The sequence below is a fragment of the Microcoleus sp. K5-D4 genome, from assembly GCF_036704575.1.
In the GTDB taxonomy this organism is placed as follows: Bacteria; Cyanobacteriota; Cyanobacteriia; order Cyanobacteriales; family Microcoleaceae; genus Microcoleus.
In genome coordinates this window covers 69,337-88,628 of the sequence record NZ_JAUBSD010000015.1, presented here as the reverse complement: position 1 = coordinate 88,628, position 19,292 = coordinate 69,337, and the positions used below count along the sequence as shown (strand labels likewise).

20 protein-coding genes and 1 pseudogene are annotated in these 19,292 nt (G+C 46.9%); 9 read left to right on the top strand and 12 right to left on the bottom strand.

Features of this window, described 5'->3' with window-relative positions; translation table 11 throughout:
- Nucleotides 1-141 (top strand): annotated as a pseudogene (locus QUA77_RS07345) (photosystem II q(b) protein); the annotation flags it as partial.
- 437 nt (nt 142-578) lie between these two features.
- Nucleotides 579-1,349: a GerMN domain-containing protein gene (locus tag QUA77_RS07340; protein ID WP_333449715.1), complete on the top strand. Its 771-nt coding sequence runs from the start codon at nt 579-581 to the stop codon at nt 1,347-1,349.
- Nucleotides 1,350-1,464: 115 nt separating this feature from the next.
- On the opposite strand, the gene QUA77_RS07335 is transcribed toward QUA77_RS07340, so the two are convergent.
- The 3 genes from QUA77_RS07335 to efp all read right to left on the bottom strand — a co-directional run bounded on the left by QUA77_RS07335 (nt 1,465) and on the right by efp (nt 3,209).
- Nucleotides 1,465-1,857, bottom strand: coding sequence for an ArsR/SmtB family transcription factor (locus tag QUA77_RS07335; protein ID WP_006631662.1), 393 nt, complete (start codon nt 1,855-1,857; stop codon nt 1,465-1,467).
- Between the two features lie 30 nt (nt 1,858-1,887).
- Nucleotides 1,888-2,445 carry an acetyl-CoA carboxylase biotin carboxyl carrier protein gene (gene accB, locus QUA77_RS07330; protein ID WP_333449714.1) on the bottom strand — a complete coding sequence of 186 codons (558 nt, stop codon included), beginning with the start codon at nt 2,443-2,445 and terminating at the stop codon, nt 1,888-1,890.
- Nucleotides 2,446-2,651: 206 nt separating this feature from the next.
- Nucleotides 2,652-3,209: an elongation factor P gene (efp, locus tag QUA77_RS07325; protein WP_333041804.1), complete on the bottom strand. Its 558-nt coding sequence runs from the start codon at nt 3,207-3,209 to the stop codon at nt 2,652-2,654.
- A gap of 437 nt (nt 3,210-3,646) precedes the next feature.
- Between efp and QUA77_RS07320 the strand changes: the two genes are divergently transcribed.
- From QUA77_RS07320 to thiL, 3 genes are all read left to right on the top strand, one after another.
- The gene (locus tag QUA77_RS07320) at nt 3,647-4,771 is read left to right on the top strand and encodes a peptidylprolyl isomerase (protein WP_333449713.1); all 1,125 of its coding nucleotides are present in this window, start codon (nt 3,647-3,649) and stop codon (nt 4,769-4,771) included.
- Between the two features lie 242 nt (nt 4,772-5,013).
- Nucleotides 5,014-5,328 carry a hypothetical protein gene (locus QUA77_RS07315; protein WP_333449712.1) on the top strand — a complete coding sequence of 105 codons (315 nt, stop codon included), beginning with the start codon at nt 5,014-5,016 and terminating at the stop codon, nt 5,326-5,328.
- 32 nt (nt 5,329-5,360) lie between these two features.
- Nucleotides 5,361-6,356: a thiamine-phosphate kinase gene (gene thiL, locus QUA77_RS07310; protein WP_333449711.1), complete on the top strand. Its 996-nt coding sequence runs from the start codon at nt 5,361-5,363 to the stop codon at nt 6,354-6,356.
- Between the two features lie 71 nt (nt 6,357-6,427).
- Here the strand turns inward: thiL and QUA77_RS07305 are convergent, their stop codons facing one another.
- Together QUA77_RS07305 and QUA77_RS07300 are read right to left on the bottom strand one after the other, a co-directional pair.
- Entirely contained in the window at nt 6,428-7,084 is a 657-nt protein-coding gene (locus tag QUA77_RS07305; protein ID WP_333041810.1) for a hypothetical protein, read from the bottom strand.
- A gap of 156 nt (nt 7,085-7,240) precedes the next feature.
- On the bottom strand, nt 7,241-8,431 hold the full coding sequence (locus tag QUA77_RS07300; RefSeq protein WP_333449710.1) for a cysteine desulfurase family protein: 1,191 nt from the start codon (nt 8,429-8,431) through the stop codon (nt 7,241-7,243).
- 110 nt (nt 8,432-8,541) lie between these two features.
- Between QUA77_RS07300 and QUA77_RS07295 the strand changes: the two genes are divergently transcribed.
- Nucleotides 8,542-8,685, top strand: a complete 144-nt coding sequence (locus tag QUA77_RS07295; protein WP_333449709.1) for a hypothetical protein — start codon at nt 8,542-8,544, stop codon at nt 8,683-8,685.
- Here QUA77_RS07295 and QUA77_RS07290 read toward each other — a convergent pair whose 3' ends face one another.
- Complete coding sequence (locus QUA77_RS07290) at nt 8,686-9,090, bottom strand: DUF7682 family zinc-binding protein (protein ID WP_333140808.1); 405 nt, start codon at nt 9,088-9,090, stop codon at nt 8,686-8,688.
- A 191-nt stretch (nt 9,091-9,281) separates the two neighbouring features.
- Here QUA77_RS07290 and QUA77_RS07285 point away from each other — a divergent pair, with 191 nt between their 5' ends.
- Nucleotides 9,282-10,943, top strand: coding sequence for a DUF655 domain-containing protein (locus QUA77_RS07285; RefSeq protein WP_333449708.1), 1,662 nt, complete (start codon nt 9,282-9,284; stop codon nt 10,941-10,943).
- A 199-nt stretch (nt 10,944-11,142) separates the two neighbouring features.
- Nucleotides 11,143-11,787 (top strand): hypothetical protein, encoded by a 645-nt coding sequence (locus QUA77_RS07280; protein ID WP_333041817.1) that lies wholly within the window; start codon nt 11,143-11,145, stop codon nt 11,785-11,787.
- Nucleotides 11,788-11,923: 136 nt separating this feature from the next.
- Here the strand turns inward: QUA77_RS07280 and cax are convergent, their stop codons facing one another.
- From cax to QUA77_RS07250, 6 genes are all read right to left on the bottom strand, one after another.
- Entirely contained in the window at nt 11,924-13,024 is a 1,101-nt protein-coding gene (cax, locus tag QUA77_RS07275; protein ID WP_333041818.1) for a calcium/proton exchanger, read from the bottom strand.
- Nucleotides 13,025-13,243: 219 nt separating this feature from the next.
- Nucleotides 13,244-13,702 carry a hypothetical protein gene (locus tag QUA77_RS07270; RefSeq protein WP_333041819.1) on the bottom strand — a complete coding sequence of 153 codons (459 nt, stop codon included), beginning with the start codon at nt 13,700-13,702 and terminating at the stop codon, nt 13,244-13,246.
- A gap of 382 nt (nt 13,703-14,084) precedes the next feature.
- Nucleotides 14,085-14,705: a DUF6391 domain-containing protein gene (locus tag QUA77_RS07265; protein WP_333064845.1), complete on the bottom strand. Its 621-nt coding sequence runs from the start codon at nt 14,703-14,705 to the stop codon at nt 14,085-14,087.
- A 182-nt stretch (nt 14,706-14,887) separates the two neighbouring features.
- Nucleotides 14,888-15,598, bottom strand: a complete 711-nt coding sequence (locus QUA77_RS07260; RefSeq protein WP_333449707.1) for an MORN motif-containing protein — start codon at nt 15,596-15,598, stop codon at nt 14,888-14,890.
- 102 nt (nt 15,599-15,700) lie between these two features.
- A complete protein-coding gene (locus QUA77_RS07255; RefSeq protein ID WP_333449706.1) occupies nt 15,701-16,453 on the bottom strand; it encodes an MORN motif-containing protein in 753 nt (250 codons plus the stop codon).
- A 183-nt stretch (nt 16,454-16,636) separates the two neighbouring features.
- Complete coding sequence (locus tag QUA77_RS07250; protein ID WP_333449705.1) at nt 16,637-18,049, bottom strand: hypothetical protein; 1,413 nt, start codon at nt 18,047-18,049, stop codon at nt 16,637-16,639.
- Nucleotides 18,050-18,278: 229 nt separating this feature from the next.
- On the opposite strand from QUA77_RS07250, the gene QUA77_RS07245 reads away from it, so the two are divergent.
- Nucleotides 18,279-18,947: a retropepsin-like aspartic protease gene (locus tag QUA77_RS07245; RefSeq protein ID WP_333449704.1), complete on the top strand. Its 669-nt coding sequence runs from the start codon at nt 18,279-18,281 to the stop codon at nt 18,945-18,947.
- Nucleotides 18,948-19,292: the final 345 nt, after the last annotated feature.

The window sequence follows — 19,292 nt, the reverse complement described above, 5'->3', positions numbered from 1 at the left end:
AATACTTGGGCTGATGTGATCAACCGCGCTAACTTGGGTATGGAAGTAATGCACGAGCGCAATGCTCACAACTTCCCGCTTGACTTGGCTGCAAGTGAAGTCACCCCAGTAGCTTTGGTTGCTCCTTCTATCAATGGCTAAGTTTTAGCAATTGATTGACAAAAAGCGCTCCTAGAAATAGGGGCGCTTTTTGTTTTGGGAAAATATTTTTCTAGAACAGTTTCTATCCGTTAAATCCCTTAAATCCGTTACCCCCCTTACCTCCGTTACATCCATCCGTGGCCTTCCTTCTTGCTTTTTACTTATTTTTTCTTCCTTTATTCTTTAATTTTTTATGATTACTATAGAATATAGCCACTAGGTTGATTGAGATACTGTGACATACTCCACGGGCGAAATCTTATATTATGGTCTAGGATTCCAATAGTCAGATTCAGAATATGTTGGGCTTGCTATAAAGTTTTCGCGAGCAGCAATGCAATTGTGTCAATTCCAGAATCTAACCATAGACAAATGTAGCTGATCAGGAGTCGCTCCTCACCGTCCCAAGCGCTCTATCTGTAAGGAGAATTTGTATTATGAAAGATGGACAAGAAGTACGCCGCGTCTCCACAGCCGTCATTGCCGGTGTTTGCGGGTTGGCTTTACTGACGGGAGGGGGCATTGCCTGGTGGACCGCGAACCGTTCGCCAACCCCTGCAGATACGCAGTCTTCTGCTCAAACTACCGCTCCCCCCCTTTCCCCAAGTTCTGTGGAATCTCCTGGTGTAGTTATCCCCGTACCCCCTCCAAATCCTGTACAAGTGCCACAGGTTCAGACGCCGCAGGTTCAGACGCCGCAGGTGCAGACGCCGCAGGTTCAGACGCCTAACGCTTTGGTGCCAAAGTCGCCGCAGCCGAAGCCTTTGCCGCAGACTGATGTCCAGACAGTGCAAGTCTACTGGGTTAAAGATGCGAGCGGCAAATTTGAGGGAGTTCCTACGAAAGTAGCTGTCAAACAAGCTGACAAGCCTGATGCAGCTTTACAAGCTGCTTTTAACAGTTTGTTGGCGGGGCCCAAGGATGGAACTGTTTCGAGCGAAATTCCTAATGGGACAAAACTCAGGGGTTTGAGTGTTAAGAATGACGGAGTTTATGTCGATTTGTCGGCAGAATTTACTTCGGGGGGAGGGAGCAATTCGATGACTGGCCGGTTAGGGCAAGTTATCTATACGGCTACGAGTTTACAACCGAATACCAAGGTTTGGATTTCGGTGGAAGGGAAGCCTTTAGAACTTTTAGGCGGCGAAGGTTTGGAGGTGGCTCAGCCGAGTACCCGCCAAAGCTTTGACAAAAATTTTCCCCTTTAGTAGTTATGAGTCATTAGTTACAAGTGATTAGTAATCGGTCTGAAGGCCGAGAATAGGAATTGATAACTGATGACTCATGACTGAGGATTGAGGATTGAGGACTGGCAACTAATTTTCAGTGCTTCGTCGTTAGGCTAAATGCTCGAAAGTGTAGGGCTTGCTGTTCGATCCGGCTGGCAAGCCGATCGCACACCATATTACACAGCTCAAAAATTAACTCGTCTTGCACCTTATAATAGGCTGAAGTCCCTTCACTCCGGCGAGTGAGGATACCAGCTTGGAGCATGAGTTTTAAGTGCTTAGAAACATTGGCTTGACTCGTTTGAGTAGCTTCCACCAATTCTTGCACGCATTTTTCGCCGTCGCGAAGCAAGTTCAAAATTCGTAAACGCATGGGTTCGCTCAAAATACTGAAATACTCAGCAACTTGTTGCACGACCTCTTGCGGGACAGGCTGGGATGACTTCATCAAACTCACCGGAGAGAAGTGATCGGGAAATATTAGCATTTATTCTGTCCATAACAATAAAGTAATGCTTCAATCCGGATTAATTCGCATCAACACTTGACCGTATTCGACAGGTTCGCCATTTTGAACTAAAATTTCCATCACTTGACCGGAGACTTCATCAGCATCGATCTCGTTCATCAGCTTCATCGCTTCGATAATACAAACTGTCTGGCTGACCTTGATGCGATCGCCCACGTTGACAAAAGGTGGCTCATCAGGAGCAGCAGCGCGATAAAACGTTCCTACCATCGGCGAGATAATTGGCACCCATTTCGTATCGACAGAAGCAGGTACGGCAGCGGGTACGGCGACAGGGGCGACGGGTACAGGGGCAGCCTGATCCGCTGCTAAATTTTGGTCAACAGCAGGAGGGGACGCTAAGGTGGGGCTAGGAACCGCGCCCAACGCGCTCGGAGCGACAGTCGCCACGGCAGCAGGGAGCGCAGCAGAGGTGCCTGGTGAACTTGCCAGAATGCCTTTGCGTACTGTCAGTTCAATATCCCCACTTTTTAAGGTCAGTTCCGAAATGCCAGTTTTGTCTAATACAGTTAGCAGGTCACAAAGCTGGTTTAAGTCTAGTTGCACAGCAGATTCAAGGGTAATTGAGAATTGAAAATTGAAAATTGAAAATTGAAAATTAAGAACCAGGCGAAGCTAAGAGCATCAACGACTTTGGAGGCAAAAGGGATAGTTTTTAAGCTGTGAGCGATGAGTATTGAATTGGGACTTCTTTAACTCATAACTCATAACTCAGAACTAAAAACTAAAAACTCCCTTTCCCTCCCTCGTTTCTACTCTCGACCGAGGTACTTGTCTTCACGAGTATCAATCCGAATCCGTTCTCCAATGGAAATAAATAGAGGCACCATAATCTGAGCTCCGGTGGAGAGGACGGCGGGTTTACTGCCACCGGTGGCAGTATCTCCTTTGACTCCGGGATCGGTTTGTATCACTTCCAAGACGACAGAGTTGGGCAGTTCCACTTCCATGATTTGGTCGTTCCAGCGCAGGATGCTGACTTCCATCCCTTCATTGAGGTACTTGACACGATCGCCTATTTGCTTAGCATTGAGGCGACTTTCCTCGTAAGTTTCCATATCCATAAAGACGAAATCGTCGCCCTCTTTATAGGTATGCTGCATCACACTCTTTTCCAGGTTGGCTTGAGGCATAGTCTCGCCCGCCCGGAAGGTTTGTTCTACTACGTTTCCGGTTTGGACGTTTTTTAATTTTGTCCGCACGAAAGCCGAGCCTTTTCCTGGCTTGACGTGGAGGAATTCGATAACCCGCCACACGCCGTTATTCCATTCAATTGAAACACCTGGTCGAAAGTCGTTACTGGAGATCATATAAATTTTTGTGGGCAATCCCGTCGCCTTTGGGCACGGGGGAACTACAGTCAGTCGATTTTAGATTTTAGATTTTAGATTTTAGATTTACTCCACAGATGAATGGGGGAGATTTAACCTTGGTCTAAAATTTTGATCTCTCCACGACAGGAGTCTGGGGATTGTATCCGTTTTTGAGCGGGTCAGGTTAAAGCCGCAGTCTAGCTGACGGCATCAAAAAGCAATTGGCATTTTATTTTACCGTTCAAAGGGAGCAAGTGCTTTACTGAAATGTTAATGGCAGTGGGCAGTGGGCTGTTGTCAGTTGAGTGTTGAGTATTGACTGTTGTTAGTGGGTAACTCCTCCCGGGCCAAACCAACAGACACTTTAGATGGGTGGCAGCTTAGAGGGCGGGCAGCGCTGTGGGAAGATAAGAGAGGCAATAAAAGTTAAAGTTATGTTGCATTGGCCTAATTTCTCGATCGATACGTGCAAGCGCTGGGTCAAAACCGTCGCTTTAGCGCTCTTGCTGTTCACTCTCTCCCTGAGTTTCAGTGCAGTCTCCCATGCCAAACGCCCCAGCAGCAGTATGCCTGCTGGGAATGCGATTACGGACGGGCGGGCGCTGCTGCGCTTCGCTTTACCTATTGACAATCAGACCGTACGAGAGTTGCAAATTAGTCTCGAAGACATTGGCAACCACATACGATCTAAACGTTGGGGGCCTATTAGCAGCGATGTCAGTAAAGCTTCCAGGATTCTCAACCTTCGGGAATCTGACCTTTTAGAAAGTATTCCCGACGCCAAAAAGCCGGAAGCTGAGGCGCTAGTTGCAGGAGTCAAGGAGAAAGTTGCTCAACTGGAAAAGGCTGTTGAGGCTAAAGACAGGGACAAAGTGATTGACTTGAAAGCCACCATCCTAGGTTCGGTAGGCGAAATCGAAGAGTTGATGGTGACAAAGTTTCCGTTTGAAGTGCCTGCCAAGTATGCTAATCTGCCTCAACTGAAAGGGCGCGCTACAGTGGCTGTACAAACTGAAAAAGGGGAAATTACTGTTGTGGTTGACGGCTACAGCGCCCCGGTTACGGCTGGTAATTTTGTGGATTTAGTGGATCAAGGTTTTTATGACGGTTTGCCGTTTATTCGATCCGAAGAATCCTACGTTTTGCAAACCGGAGACCCCGAAGGCAAGGAAGAGGGTTTTATTGACCCAGCTACTGGCAAATACCGGAATGTTCCGCTGGAAGTGCTCGTCAGGGAGGAAAAAGAACCTATTTACGGGATTACTCTAGAAGATGCGGGGCGTTATCGCGACGAACCTGTTTTGCCTTTTTCTGCTTTCGGTACAGTGGCCATGGCACGTACAGAAACTGACCCTGATAGCGCTTCTTCTCAGTTTTTCTTTTTCTTGTTTGAACCTGAACTCACGCCCGCTGGCCTGAATCTGTTGGACGGCCGCTATGCTGTTTTTGGTTACATGATTGAAGGAAAAGAAGTTTTGGAGCAACTGAAGCAGGGAGACAAGATTGTATCTGCTAAGGTAGTGAAAGGAATCGAAAATTTGGTGCGACCTCAAGTTTAATTAATGACGGCGATTGAAATCGCTTTTACACCAAAGTGACGGCGATTGAAATCGCTTTTACACAAACAAAGCCCGCCTGCGCGGGCTCAAAAAATCAATAGTGACAGGCATTGAAATCTTTTCTAAATAAAGGTAACGGCGATTGAAATCACTTTTACACAGACAAAGCCCGCCGAAATCATGCTGGAAGAAGAGATAATTTTTATAGTTTCGTTATTGAAAGTAGGAATTCAATCGAGAATATGGCTATTTTACAATTTTTATTGGTAATGGGTTTGGGCGGATTCGCAGGCTTGTTGATTGTAAAAAATGTGAATGAAAACAATCAAAAGCAGCGGTTGGATGAGGCTTTTTATCAGTTGTTGGAAACTCAAAACAGTCAAATTTCGCTGATTCAACTGGCGGCTAATGCTAGGGTTGAGGCTGAAGTTGCTCAGCAGTATTTAACTCGGCAAGTTAAGATTTTTTCGGCGGTTTTAGAGGTAGATGATGAAGGGGATACTTTTTATAGGTTTCCTAGGTTGCGCTTGCCACCGAGTTCGGGTAAGGAATGGTGAATTGAGAAAGTGCGATCGACTAATTCAAATTTATGCAAGTTAAAGATATCGGTGAACAAGGCCTTTTAAGAATATTGCAAAAATTCTGCCCCGCAGAGATAGTTGGTGATGATTGCGCTGTCATGCCTACAACTCCCAACAAATCTCTCGCTATCACTACAGATATGTTGGTGGATGGAGTGCATTTCAGCGATCGCACTACGGGGCCTTATTACGCAGGATGGCGCGCCGCAGCAGCGAATTTGTCGGATCTGGCTGCGATGGGAGCAAAGCCTCTGGCGGTGACTGTAGCCCTCGCTGTGGCGGCGGATACGGCTGTGGAGTGGGTTGAAGAGTTTTATCGGGGGATGACGGCTTGCTTGCAAGAATATGATACGCCGATCGTCGGTGGCGATGTTGTGCGATCGCCCGTGGTGACGGTGGCGATTACTGCTTTCGGACAAGTTGAGTGCGATCGTACCATTAGTCGGTCAAATGCGCGATCGGGCTGGGCGATTGTCGCTACTGGGATTCACGGAGCCTCCCGCGCGGGATTAGAATTGCTGTTAAATCCAGAATTCGGGCAAAATCTTACAGAAGTCGATCGGGCTTCTTTAATTCTCGCTCACCAGTGCCCTAAACCGCGGCTGGATGTTTTGCCGGTTGTTTGGGAGATTTTAGATTCTGCGGGTGAGTTTTCCATCGCCGGAATGGACAGCAGCGACGGTTTAGCAGATGCGATTATTCAAATTTGTCGGGCTAGCAGTGTTGGCGCAAAAGTCGATCGCACAAAAATACCAATTCCCAATATTTTCAGCGAAATCGTATCAACCGAAAAAGGTTTAGATTGGGCATTATACGGCGGAGAAGATTTCGAGTTAGTGCTGTTTTTGCCGATCGCGAATGCTGAGTTATTGCTGGAAAAAATAGGAAATGGTGCTGCAATTGTGGGAATCGCTACGGGTAGCAGCGATATCTGGTTGACTGATAGCAGCGGTATTTATCCTGATGCTATATTAAAGCTCGATCAAGGATTTCAACACTTCTGAATTATCTCGTTTGTCCGCATAGGCGGACTTGGTTTGTATAGACGCGATTTTAAGCGCCTGGTTTTTGCCCGTTACAGATTTTCCGCCAGCGAACCGTTGATTCTGTTATTGTAGGCAGTAGCTAGATTATTTTGGGTTTGCGTCCATTTTTCACTACCGGGTTCGCGATTATTTAAAACTATTTGATAACCAGTAATGGCAATTTCAATATTATTCGCTCTATTCCCACTTGGAAAGTCACTAATATGAATACTCAAATTTTCAATAAGACCGATAATTGAGCTAATTGTTTCTGAGTTTTCGCCAGCAATTAACTTCTGCGCCACTTGCTGTAAAGTCTCGGCAAAACTGGCATTAAGGAGATGTTGTCGCCCTTCCAGCATGGGGTAAATTACTGCTATATTTCCCTTGCTATCTTGTTCGGCTTGCAATAATTCTAGGAAAAAGTTTGCATACTCTTGGAAATTTTCACTGACCGAGTTATTGCTATCTCCGTCATCGTTGATATCGAGGATTTGCGCTAGGTAACTAGCTAGATGTCGAAGGAATTTAGCGCCATTTTCCCCTCCTTGTTCTGCCAAGGTTGAGGCTACTAACTCGCAAGTTTCCAGAAATCCGCGATCGAGTAATTCTGAGTTATCCTGTAATATCTGCGATTCGTCTCCATTGGGGGCATTCAGCAGGGTGTGAATTAATTGCAGATAGGCTTGGGCGCGGTTTTCTTCCATTATGGGGAGTTGTGAATAACACCGGAATAGATTTTATCATGATTGGGGGTGGGTTTTTGGGGTTGTTTCTGATTTTTGATGATTTTGACCGCAGATGTTGGCGGATGTACGCGGATGGACGCTGATAGATACGGCTATCTAGGTTTGCAGTTAATCTTAACGTCTAGATAATGCTACCTTTGGCATTAATCTATCTAAGATTTGCTCGATCGCAATTACTGTCCAATCAATATCAGCTTCTGTGGTTTCTCGTCCTAGAGTTAATCTAATTCCACCAACTGCGCCGATTTCGTCATATCCCATTGCTAATAATATCGGACTGGGAGTTAGTTTGCCGCTGCTACAAGCGGCACCGGAACTAATGCCAATTCCGGCTAAATTTAACTGTCTCACCATAGTTTTGCCTGTGATTTGCTCTGTGTCTCTCTTTTGGTAAGGGCGACAGGATGGGGAGACGATGCAAAAACTGACGTGGTGGGGCAGTCGGTAATATCGATCGCCCGTTGGTACTAAACTGGGTACGTGGGATAATCGGTCAAAAAGTCGATCGCGCAATGCAATTAACCTCGGCGTTTCCACATCTATTTCCTGCAATGCTAACTCCGCCGCCACGCCAAAACCGACTATTGCCGGCAGCGCTTGCGTCCCGGAACGCAGTTTCAATTCTTGACCACCACCGCCTAACATTGGCATTAATTCTACTCCCGGACGCACGTAAAGCGCGCCTGCACCTTGTGGCCCGTAAAGTTTGTGACTGGAAACCGAAAGCAAGTCTACCGGCAGTTTCTGCACGTCAACTTGCAGCTTGCCGGCAACTTGAACTGCATCGGTATGAAACATGATATTGCGATCGCGCGCAATTTGTCCTAATGCCTCGATTGGTTGCAGCGTGCCAACTTCGCTTTGTCCGTAAATGATTGAAATTAACACTGTATTCGATCGCAGCGACTCTTGCAAATCCAAAGGGTGAATTCGCCCAAATTTATCCACCGGTAGGCGCGTCACTTCCCATCCCAACTGTTCGAGTTGTCGCGCCGGTTCTGCTACTGCGGAGTGCTCTACGCTGGAGATAATAATATGCTGTGGCTTTGTATAAAGACGGGCAATTCCCATAATTGCCAAATTGTCCGCTTCAGTGCCGCCACTGGTAAAAATTATCGATTCCGGTAGCGCGTTAATCAAGCTAGCAACCTGCATTCTTGCTAATTCTAAAGCTGTCGCCGCCCTTTGTCCCCACTCGTGCAAGCTGGAAGGATTTCCCCACTGCTGAGTGAGAGCTTTTTGCATGGCTTGAATCGCTTCTGGGCGTGTCGGCGTTGTAGCACTATAGTCGAGATAAATTTGCATGGCTTTAATTAAATGACGAACTAATAATGAATGATTGACTACCTAATGAATAAGGCACTTATCCTAAAGGCATAAATGATTATTGACTCATGACTCATGATTGTTAAATTATGACTGATCGCAACCGCCAATTGCCAACTAATAACGGCAAGCCAACTCACAACTGTCAAATCCCAACTCCCAACAGTCAACTGTCAACTCCCAACCCTCCTCTCTTGCAAGCTGTCAACTGTCAACTGCCAACTGTCAACTGACTAATGACTTCCTGGTTTGCAGACGTTGTAGTCTTCGTGCGACAAAACTTTTTGGGGAATTAAGAAAGTGCCGCAATCTTCACAAAGCATTCTGTAGTTGCGAGTTACAGGAATACTGATTATCAAACGGTTGTGACGCAGGCGTTTGCCGCCGAAATCTCTGTAATTCTTATTTTCGCCCAAAGCTGCTATAATTGCCCGGGCTTTGGTAACTACGTGGTCGGGCAGACCTCTGAGATCGATGATATCTCTAGCAAATGATGCTTCCCTCTCTTGTTTTTTGGTTTGTTTTTGTGTCAGCACTTCAACGTAATGCTGCTGCGCCACCAACTCTTGCGTGCAGCGATGGCACGCTTTACCATATCCTTTGTGACCGCACGGAAAAATTGTTTTTCTTTTAGCCATAAAGCAGCGGTATAGGGTTTGACCCACGCCCCTGAATGCTGCTACCCTACCAGTGATGCTTCCGGCATCGAGGCAGTTCTACAAGACGCAAAATCTATTCCCTTGCATAAATTTAATAGGTTGTAACTTTACTTTATCCAATAGCTTTGAACTGTGGTTCGGCTAATAACCTCTATATTTTTTAAAATTTTGTGGCTGTATTGTATTATCATTTACTCGGTTTCTGTTGTGCTGGGCTGGTGGCGCTCAATCTGGCGGGCTGCGGACAAACAAAGCAAGACGTGCAGAATTTACCTCTCAGTCTGGCTCCATTGCCTCAAGACCCCTTGTTGCAAGTATACTTCAATCAGTCGATCGCTTCGAGTTATACAGAGCCTTACCGCCAGCAAACTAGACCTGGGGATGATTTAGAAAACTTAATCGCTGTTGCGATCGCTAATGCTGGATCGACGATAGATGTAGCGGTTCAGGAGTTTCGCTTGCCCAGTATTGCGAGGGTTTTGGCCGATCGACAGCGATCGGGAATTAAAGTGAGATTAATTGTCGAACATATCTATAGTCGCCCTTGGAGCGATTTTACAGCTCAGGAGTTAGCGAAATTACCGGAAAGAGAGCGCGATCGTTATACCGAATTTGTGCAACTTGCCGATGGCAATAAAGATGGTAAATTGAGTGCCGATGAAATCAAGCAAAATGATGCTTTGGTAATTGTCAAGGATGCGGGTATTCCTGTAATTGACGATACTGCTGACGGCAGTAAAGGCAGCGGTTTGATGCACCATAAATTTGTGGTAATTGATGGCAAAACCGTAATCGTCACTTCTGCTAATTTTACCACAAGCGATATACATGGCGATTTCAAGACACCAGCAAGTCGCGGCAATGCGAACAATTTGCTGAAAATTGAAAATGCTCAAGTAGCGCAACTATTTACTCAAGAATTTAACATCATGTGGGGCGACGGGCCCAAAGGCAAACCGGACAGCAAGTTTGGCATCAAAAAGCCGTTTCGTCAAGTGCAAAAAGTAAGAGTAGGGAATTCGATAGTTGGGGTGCAATTTTCGCCGACGGCTGCGACTTTGCCTTGGGAAAAAAGCGCCAACGGTTTGATAAATCGAACTTTGGGTAGTGCTAAAAAGTCGGTTGATTTGGCCCTGTTTGTATTTTCGGCTCAGCGGTTGTCAAATACTTTGGAAATTGAAGCTGGGCGAGGAGTGGCGGTGCGAGCTTTAATTGACTCTAACTTTATTTATCGCTCTTACAGTGAAGGTTTGGATATGATGGGGGCGACTTTGATGCAAGATTGCGGGTTAGAAACTGACAATCGCCCTTGGAGAAAGCCGCTGACCGCAGTGGGAGTGCCGCTGTTACCAATGGGCGATCGCCTGCACCACAAATTCGGCGTTGTGGACGGCAAAACGGTACTTACAGGTTCTCACAACTGGAGTGAGGCGGCAAATCACGGGAATGACGAGACGCTGCTGGCGATCGAGAGTCCCACAGTTGCGGCCCATTTTGAGCGGGAGTTCGATCGGCTTTACAAAGGCGCCATATTGGGAATTCCCGCCCGAATCAAACAGAGAATTGATGCTAAGAAAAAAGAGTGCGATTCACTACAAGCAGCATCAAAATCTGCGGGTGCCAAACCTCAAATTGCTGCTAAAAAATTAGTTAATTTAAATACAGCCAGTCAGGAAGAATTAGAAACCTTGCCCGGGGTTGGCCCGAAGTTAGCCGAGAGAATTATTGCAGCGCGACAGCAGCAACCTTTCACTTCTTTAGAGGATGTGGCACGGGTACAGGGAGTTGGGGACAAGATTTTAGAGAGATGGCGCGATCGAGTAACTTGGTAGTTAAGTTCATACTCAGGACTTCATTCCTGGCTCTACAAAGTTCGCAGTCAGGACTTCTGTTTTTCCTTTCGCAACTAAGCATCAAGGACTCAAATCTTCACTAAAAAACTATCCGAGCGACTTTGACAACATATCTGCTGTCAAGTTAAAATAATAAGTTGTTAACAAAAGGCTATCTATTTACATTAGAGGTAGAGAGATGAAACACGCCATATTTGTTACGGGTAGACCAAAAATCCAATTTCTAGCTATTTTCCTGGGGGCAATTTTTTTGACGCTAGCAGCTTTCACAGTCAGCGCTCAGCAGACTAACGAAGCACAATTTAGGGTCAAAAACGAAAACACTTTTAATATTAATTTGATTCAATTTAAGCGCATTGAATATGTAGGTTCATGTGCAGGTACTGTCTTCTCTCCTGATTCGCAAAGCGCTCGATTTGTCTCCAGCAAGACTCCCCCCGGCCCTAACAGGAGGGTGATGATTAAAAATGTGACTGATGGCATGGAAACTAACCCCTATCCCTACACAGACAGAGGTTACGACAAAGGAGAATTTTCCGAGGATTTTGGATTTAAGTTAGGTAACAGTCACAAAACAAGAACTTTTTCGGTTTTAGAGGGAGAAAATAAGTTTCTCTATGAAATTAAAGAAAATGACCAAGTTATAGAACAGGGTGCCCTTACGGCTGAAGTTTCTATACAAAGCTTAGGTACTTTTCCCCGTCAGCAAATTTGTGAAGATAAGGTGGAATGTCGGGATACTTCTGATTGTCGCGACCGTAAAGGCAGAAAAAGAAGTTGCAGACGAGAGTGTTTTCCTGTTCAACAGTGTCGCTGTCCGTAATTACTTTCTGTCCTAAAATTATTTTTTTAATTAAGGGCCGAAGACAAAGAGGAATAACAAACCAGAAATAAGATAAGTTATTTTCCAGGGAAGAGGGGCAACCCCGGAGGGTTGCCCCTCCCAGAAAATTATTGGTTTAAGTAATGGGGTGAAAGTAAAATGCTGCTCCTAAGACGATATATGTTGCTAAAAGCAGCACTCCTTCGAGCCAATTAGAACGCCCGTCGAGACTAATTAGATTAGCAATTGTCACCGCAATGGCAACTGCAACTACTTCAAAGGGATTGAAGTTTAAATCCATCGGCTGATGAATCACTAATCCGATAATCACCAACACCGGCGCTACCAGCAAAGCAACTAGCAAACTCGATCCCATCGCCACAGAAACCGACAAATCCATATTGTTTTTCATCGCCACTCCCACAGCCGTTACATATTCGGCAGCGCCGCCAACAATCGGCAACAGAATTACCCCTGTAAATAGCGGCGTCAATCCCAATCCTTTGGTAGTTTCTTCGACAACGCCAACGAAAATTTCTGATTCAAAAGCAACGGCAACAGTTGAGGCAACTAGCACCCCTATCCACAGCCACAAATTCGGTTTGTGCGTAGTAGATTCCTCTTTGGTATTTTGCGGATTTTCTGACTCTAGTTCTAGTAACCCAACATCGTAAAGATAGCTGTGAGTTTTTAATGAAAATAGGAGAGTTAGAGCGTAAACTGCAATTAGGACGATCGCAGTTATTAAGGAAAGATTCTGAATGGCTGCGGGTTCGACTCCATTGGAGGTGTAAATTACCATTGTCGGCAGCAGGATTGCAATCACTGCTAGAGTCATTGTGGAACCGTTTACCCGCGCGATAATGGGTTTAAATTCCTGTTCTTTGTAGCGGATTCCTCCTAACAGCATGGAAAATCCCATGACTAAGAGCAAGTTGCTGATAATTGTACCTGTTATGCTGGCTTTCACAATGTCAATTAATCCAGCTTTCAGGGCAACTATGGCAATAATTAATTCCGTAGCATTGCCGAAGACTGCATTTAATAAGCCGCCTATGGAGGGGCCTGTGACGATCGCCACTTCTTCTGTTGCTGTACTCAACCAAATCGCCAGAGGTATAATGCCTAAAGCGGATGTGATGAAAACTGCCAGGGAACCCCAGTGCAAATACTCAGCGGCGATGGAAATGGGGATGAAAATTAACAGCGCTATAGAAAGAATCTTTTTGATTGACATAGGAACTCGGATGGTGTATTGAAGAGTGAGGTTTAGCTAGCGGAGCGATCGTCAAGTTGATTTTACATGATTCAACTATCCTCTGACTCACCCAAATACGGATACAAGCCCCGGACTTAAGTTGTGGAGAGCAATCATGGTTTAGACAAAAGTTATACCCCCAGTGAACGGCTGTGGAGTGAATCTAAAATCTAAAATTTGAACTAGACTGACTGTTGTCTATCTGAGAAAAAGTGCGCCGTCATTCCGAATCCTTAAAGATGTTTTATCCAAACCTAAATCATTTGTCTCGTCTAATCTTACCTCTACTGTTCCTTCGCCACCAGGTTTCAAACTGGGTTTCAATAATGCGCCATCTAGTCGCCTAAATACAATTGAGGTCGGTAGTGTCAATGCTGGCAGCGCGACTGTTGAATTTTCCGCTAAACTCTGGCGGTTAGTCTGTCCAACCACCTGAAAAAATAGTCGATCGTTGGTTTTATTCGTTAATCTAACATTGACTTTGCCATTAACGGGAACTATTTTGCCGTCAGGAGCTTTTTCGGGTTCGTTAGTTTGGGATATTTCGCCAGCAAAACTCGCAGATTCGGTGAAAGGCAAAACGCTGTTGGCTACTACGGCTAAGCTGACAGCCAGTAGACTTGGCAGCCAGGTTTTATCGATCGGTAATTTGCACATTTATTTTGTTGACTTTGGATCTAAAAATTCTAATAAGGGATTTTACCTTATCCTGCTATTTTCTGACAAGTCGCCTAGGAAGTAAATCCGAGCTTTTCATAGCTGACACATTAGCGGTAAAGATGAAATTTTAATATAATATGAAGTTATAAAAATATGGAAGATATAGATATTAGTATGTAGTGCCCAGTTATCGAATAAAAGCACGTTGATAAGTCGCCCCAATTAACTTTTGAATAGTACCGATTCTCTCAAAATGATGAATAAGGAAGAAGGAAGTTAGGCAACAAAGCCGTGTAGGGGATTTAACGGGTCGAAGTTGAGGGAAGAAAGAAGATTGTGTCAATTTTCCCCCTCTTCCACTCTTCCCCTCCCCCAGCAACTATTCAACCCAACGTACCCGCACAAAATGAGCTTCGCGTCCCCAGAAGTCGTGACTTACGGTAATATCAACAACACTCAAATTAAACGGAATAGCAGTTGTAACGTAACGCTGAGCCAGAGATCCCACATCAGGAGCTAACTGAGCCGCAGCAGCCGCCGCTGCACCCAAACCTAACAGTTGCAGAATGGGCCCCCGAGGCAGGGCTAAATTGATGCCTACAGCAAGTCCTGCCGTCAGCAGCATTGCCACCGACAAATTCGTGCCACAGCGGGGATGTACAGCTAAATCCCACTCTCCGCTGCCAATCCGCTGCAAAGCCTCGCGCACAGCCTGACGCAACTGTGCAATGTTAACGTGGCCATAAAGATAAAACCCTTGATCTGTGGACATCCCGCCCAATAACTCATTATCGGTTCTTGCTGTGGTCGCACCAAACGATTGACTTAGTACCCAAACCGTAGCGTGTTCCAAAGCATGAACTTGGCGCAAAGTCAAGACTTCCTTCAAACCGGGCACAAAATTGAGTTGTCGCAACAAATCAGCATCTTGAGTCCGCTGCGGGGCAAAGTCGAAGGGAAACTGGCCGGTGCGGCCGGAAGCAGAAGCAGTAGTTGTCATATCAAAACGCCTCCATTAACTCCATTAAGTGGATATTTAACATTAGCAATTCGGTTGAGAAAAAGCCGATGATAAATTATCAATAGTTTTGACTTTAAAACCTAGCAATGGCAGGTTTTGTGCAAAAAATATTAGCCCTCCACCTGCCCTTACTAATAGATTAGATCGCACTTATTCCCAGTTTATTGCTCTTGCCGCTGGCCGTCGCGGAATACTCCCGGAATTCGCCGGCCTCTGGTATCGATAATTGTGCCTTTGCCGTGAGGCAATCCCTTGCGTAACTCTCCCTGATAGCGGATACCGTTGGAGAACGAACAGTTACCCCTGCCATCAAGTTCTTGAGTATAGAACTGTCCCGAACACCGACTGCCGTCAGCCCGGGTGAACGCTCCCGTACCTAAAGGCTTGCCCCCTAAAAATTGACCCACAAAGCGATCGCCATTAGCAAAAATGAATTGCCCTTGTCCCGTGGGCACGCCTACTTTTTGATCGAGAGAAAACGACCCTATATAGCGATCGCCATTAGTAAAAATAGCAGTCCCGGAACTAACTTTGCCATCTCGGAATATGCCCTCCACGCGGGCGTCGTCCTTAAATATAAATTGTCCTCGACCATTTGGTTTACCCAGACGGAACTGCCCCTCATAGCGATCGCCATTGGAATATATGTATACCCCAGCGCCACTGGGCAAACCGTTAACGAACTGTCCGATGTAGCTATCACCGTTGTTATAATCGCACCTAACTCTACCTGTAGCGATAGTTGGTACGCAGCGGCCTGTTCTAGCTTCTGTTCCTTGCGCCATTGAGGGCAAGGGATAAGTCGCGTAACTACCAATTAACACTGATGCAACTAATAGAGGGATTCCACTGGTTTTTAAACGGGAAATCATTAACTAAGTCTCTCCTATGCGCTTCTGGATATTATTTTCCTTCGTCATTTGTCTTTTGTCCGATTTCTGGTCAAAAGTTGCCTGAAAACCTCAATTTATCCTTTACGAAACTCCGGGTTTGCCGTTGCGAAATACCCCCGGAAAGCGCCTACCGCTAGCATCGATCATCGTCCCGACACCGTGAGGCACTCCCTTTCGCAATTCTCCTTCATAGCGCGTCCCGTTGGGGAAAGTGCAGGTGACACTAGCATCAAGTTCTTGATTAAAAAACCTGCCAGAACAGCGAGTGCCGTCTTTGCGTACTAATACCCCAGGGCCAAAGGGCGAGCCTGCAAAGAATTGTCCTTCATAGCGATCGCCATTGGTATAAAAAAATTGACCTCGCCCTGATGGTTGACTGCTAATGGCATCAGTCTGAACGTTCCTGACGACTGCGAAGTTTCCGACATAGCGCTCGCCGTTGGCGAAAACGACCGTCCCAGATCTCATTGTGCCGTCTTGGAACACGCCTGTGTAGCGGGCATCATCTTTAAAAATGAATGTCCCTCTACCATTTGGCACTCCATTCCGAAAATTTCCTTCGTAGCGATCGCCATTAGCGTACACGTAGACTCCACTGCCGTCGGGCAGGCCGTTGACGAAGTTTCCCTCGTAGTTATCGCCTCCCTCGTAATTGCATTTTACTCTCCCCGTCGGAGGGTTTCCTTGGCAGAATGGAGAGCGTTTTCCTTCTTCTGGTTTTGGATCAGGTGTTGCTTGAGCCATTGATGGCTGGGGATTCAAGAGATTAGTGGCGCTGCCGATAGAAGAAGCAACTAATATCACCATCCCTAGTTTTTGAATTGAACCGAGCATGATCAATCTCCTTTAACTTCAATTACTAATAGGGATTTTCTAGAAGGGAATACTGACTGAAAATTCCTCTATTTTTTAATCCCTGTACTAATTTTACCTTCAGGTTCGAGATCTGCTCTAAATGCAAAAAGGCAAAAACTCTAAGTTTTGCCTTTAGCATTTTTCCTGCTTTACTGTCAATTTTCAGCGTCGCGCTGAGCTATTCGGATTTGGGAGACGGCTAATAACTGCATTGGCTGGTTGTGTTTGGCGACTGGCGGGTTTTTCGCCCACACCTTTGGCTACCTCAACGCCGTTTTCCTCCAGAATCACGATCGGATCGGCTCCTTGCTTGAGATCGACCCGCTTCACCAACACTTGCCCGTTAGACAGCCGCTGCCCGACTTTGACATATCGGCTGGTTGGTTCATTCGGTACTTTGACAATCACTTGCGTCTCGTTCCCGACTTTTACCACCCCGCTGACTTCAGTGCCTGTAGCAAGGTCAGTAGAAGGCGGTGGCGGAACTACTGGGATCACCGGAGGCGGCGGGGGATTTGGGTCTACCCACTGGGGCGGGCGCTTGTCTACTGGCAGTTCCGGCAGATCCGGCACTCCTATGGGTCTCGCTGCTATTGGTTGGGGGGGGCGCGGGGGTCCTGGACGGCGAGTCTGGGGATTCCGCGCATCTTGGGGTCTACTTGCTATTGGCCCAGTAGTTCCAGGAGGGCGGGTGCCAGTACCTCTTCTGACCCTGGCATTGGGGTCTCTCCATTGGGGGGGGCGCTTGTCTACTGGCAGTTCCGGCAGATCCGGGACTCCTATGGGTCTAGCTGCAATGGGTTCGAGTCCAGGCGGGGATGTACGAGTAGGACCTAACTGAGGAGCATCTAGCCCCGGAACTATGGGCGGCAAGCCAATTTGTCCCCCGGTGCCTCCGGGTAAGGAACCATTTCTGCCACCGCCACCGCCATTTAACCGAGGAGGAGTTCCCCCTGGTGGAACTATGGGACGCGAGTCAATTTGCGCCCCATCACCTCCGGGAAGTAAATTTCCCGATCGACCTCTTAGTTGCTGAGTGCCGGCTCGACCGCCCGTGGGTCCTCTGGGGATAGTAACCGTCTGATTAGGCCTGTTAAGTGGGGGGGGAGCCAATAACTCGGGAAGTTCGGGTAGCACGGCAACTTGTCGCTGTGGCAGTTTGGGGAGTTCTGAGGTAGTCCCGCCCGCTCCGTTGGCTCCTGGAGGGATTTGTAATACGATCGGCGGCAGTGGCCCAAAGGGGTCTAACTGAGAAGGATTGGCTGTCACAGGGCCTTGGGGTACTGGCTGAAGCGGAAGCGTTGGATTCCTGTCCTTTTTGTTGCCGATGCCTGTTTGAGCCTGTCTTGCTCGTTCGTCTGGGTTGGTTGATCGAATTAACCCTGGAGGCTGGGCGGCTACTATTGGAGACTGGAAAGTCTGAGTTCCTGGGGTGGGGCTGGCAGAGGCGGCCGGAGACGGAGAGGCTGCACTGGGACTAGGGCTGGGGCTGGCTGTGTTGCTGCCCTCGCCACCACAGCCTGCGATCGAGAAAGCTAGTAGTCCTATAGTCGCAAAATATAAAAGTTTGTACATTGCCGATCGCCCCTAACTGCTTAATTTCAAGATATCCAACAAGGCTCTGCAATTACAGCCTGTTGCCGTTTATCAGTTTATCTGTGTTCGATGTTATGCGATCGCTTGAAAATTGCCAAGTTTTCCTGATGATCTGATCCGGGGATCAAGCGATCGGTTTTTGGGAGCGGGTTAGGATATCAGTGGCGGTTGTTGTTCGACATATTGAATCAATTAAGGTATTTAGATAATGGCAAAAGTGATTCTCAAGCGAATTTGGCGATCGGGCTTTGTTTTTGCGACCGTTTTGGTGGGTGTGGGATCGGCGGGCGGCGAGGTGCATTCTCATTCACATCAGCCAGAAACTCAGGTGATGACATTGGTGCCCGATATGAGTTCCCAGCAGCTCGTGAAGCGGAGCTATCCCGAAGGGAATCGCACTATAACGGGCTCGGAATTCACAACTGGCAAATTGTACTCTCAGTTTTGGAACCCATCCAATCCTGGTGCTAAACCCCCAGCAAATCAACCGGCTAAGCCACCGGGGAATCCACAAGTATTTCAAGCTAAAATCAAGCGTCGCGCAGGCGGGACGCCGGTGATTGATGTGGTATTTAACGGCAACAAGACTTTTGAGATGATTCTCGATACCGGGGCGAGCGGCACTTTGATTTCTCAGCGGATGGCTACTGCACTGGGAGTAAGGCCGGTGCGTACCGTGAGAGCAGGGATCGCTGATGGTAGCGTTGTCGAGTTCCCGATCGGTCGAGTGCGATCAATTCGGGTTGGGGGTGCTGTGATCCAAAATGTCGAAGTGGCGATCGCCAAACAAATGCCAATAGGTCTGCTCGGTCACGATTTCTTTGGCAATTACGATGTCAAAATTAAAAAAGATGTTGTAGAATTTTATGTCCGCTGAAAGTGAGCCGATTCGGAAACGGATTTGGGTTCAACTGGTTTAAAGTTATTCCCAGCCCAGTCAAAGCGGTTTAATCTCTTCCTTTAGGCAGTAGTAAAAGTCAGCCATCTGTGGTACTGTTCTTAGTGTTTCAATAGCAACCTACCGTTGAACAATTCGTGAAAATGCGGCGGCAAAAGCAGGGTCGCTGTTGGTGAGATCGATAACAGCCTCCGACTGTGCATTCACAGTACAGGGCAAGGCAATCAATTAAACAATTCCCAAAGCAGGTCGAGATTAGTTCCCAAAATACTGTGGCTAAGGGAATTGTGGTGGGCTTTGTTCAGCCGGAGCCTAAAAAATATG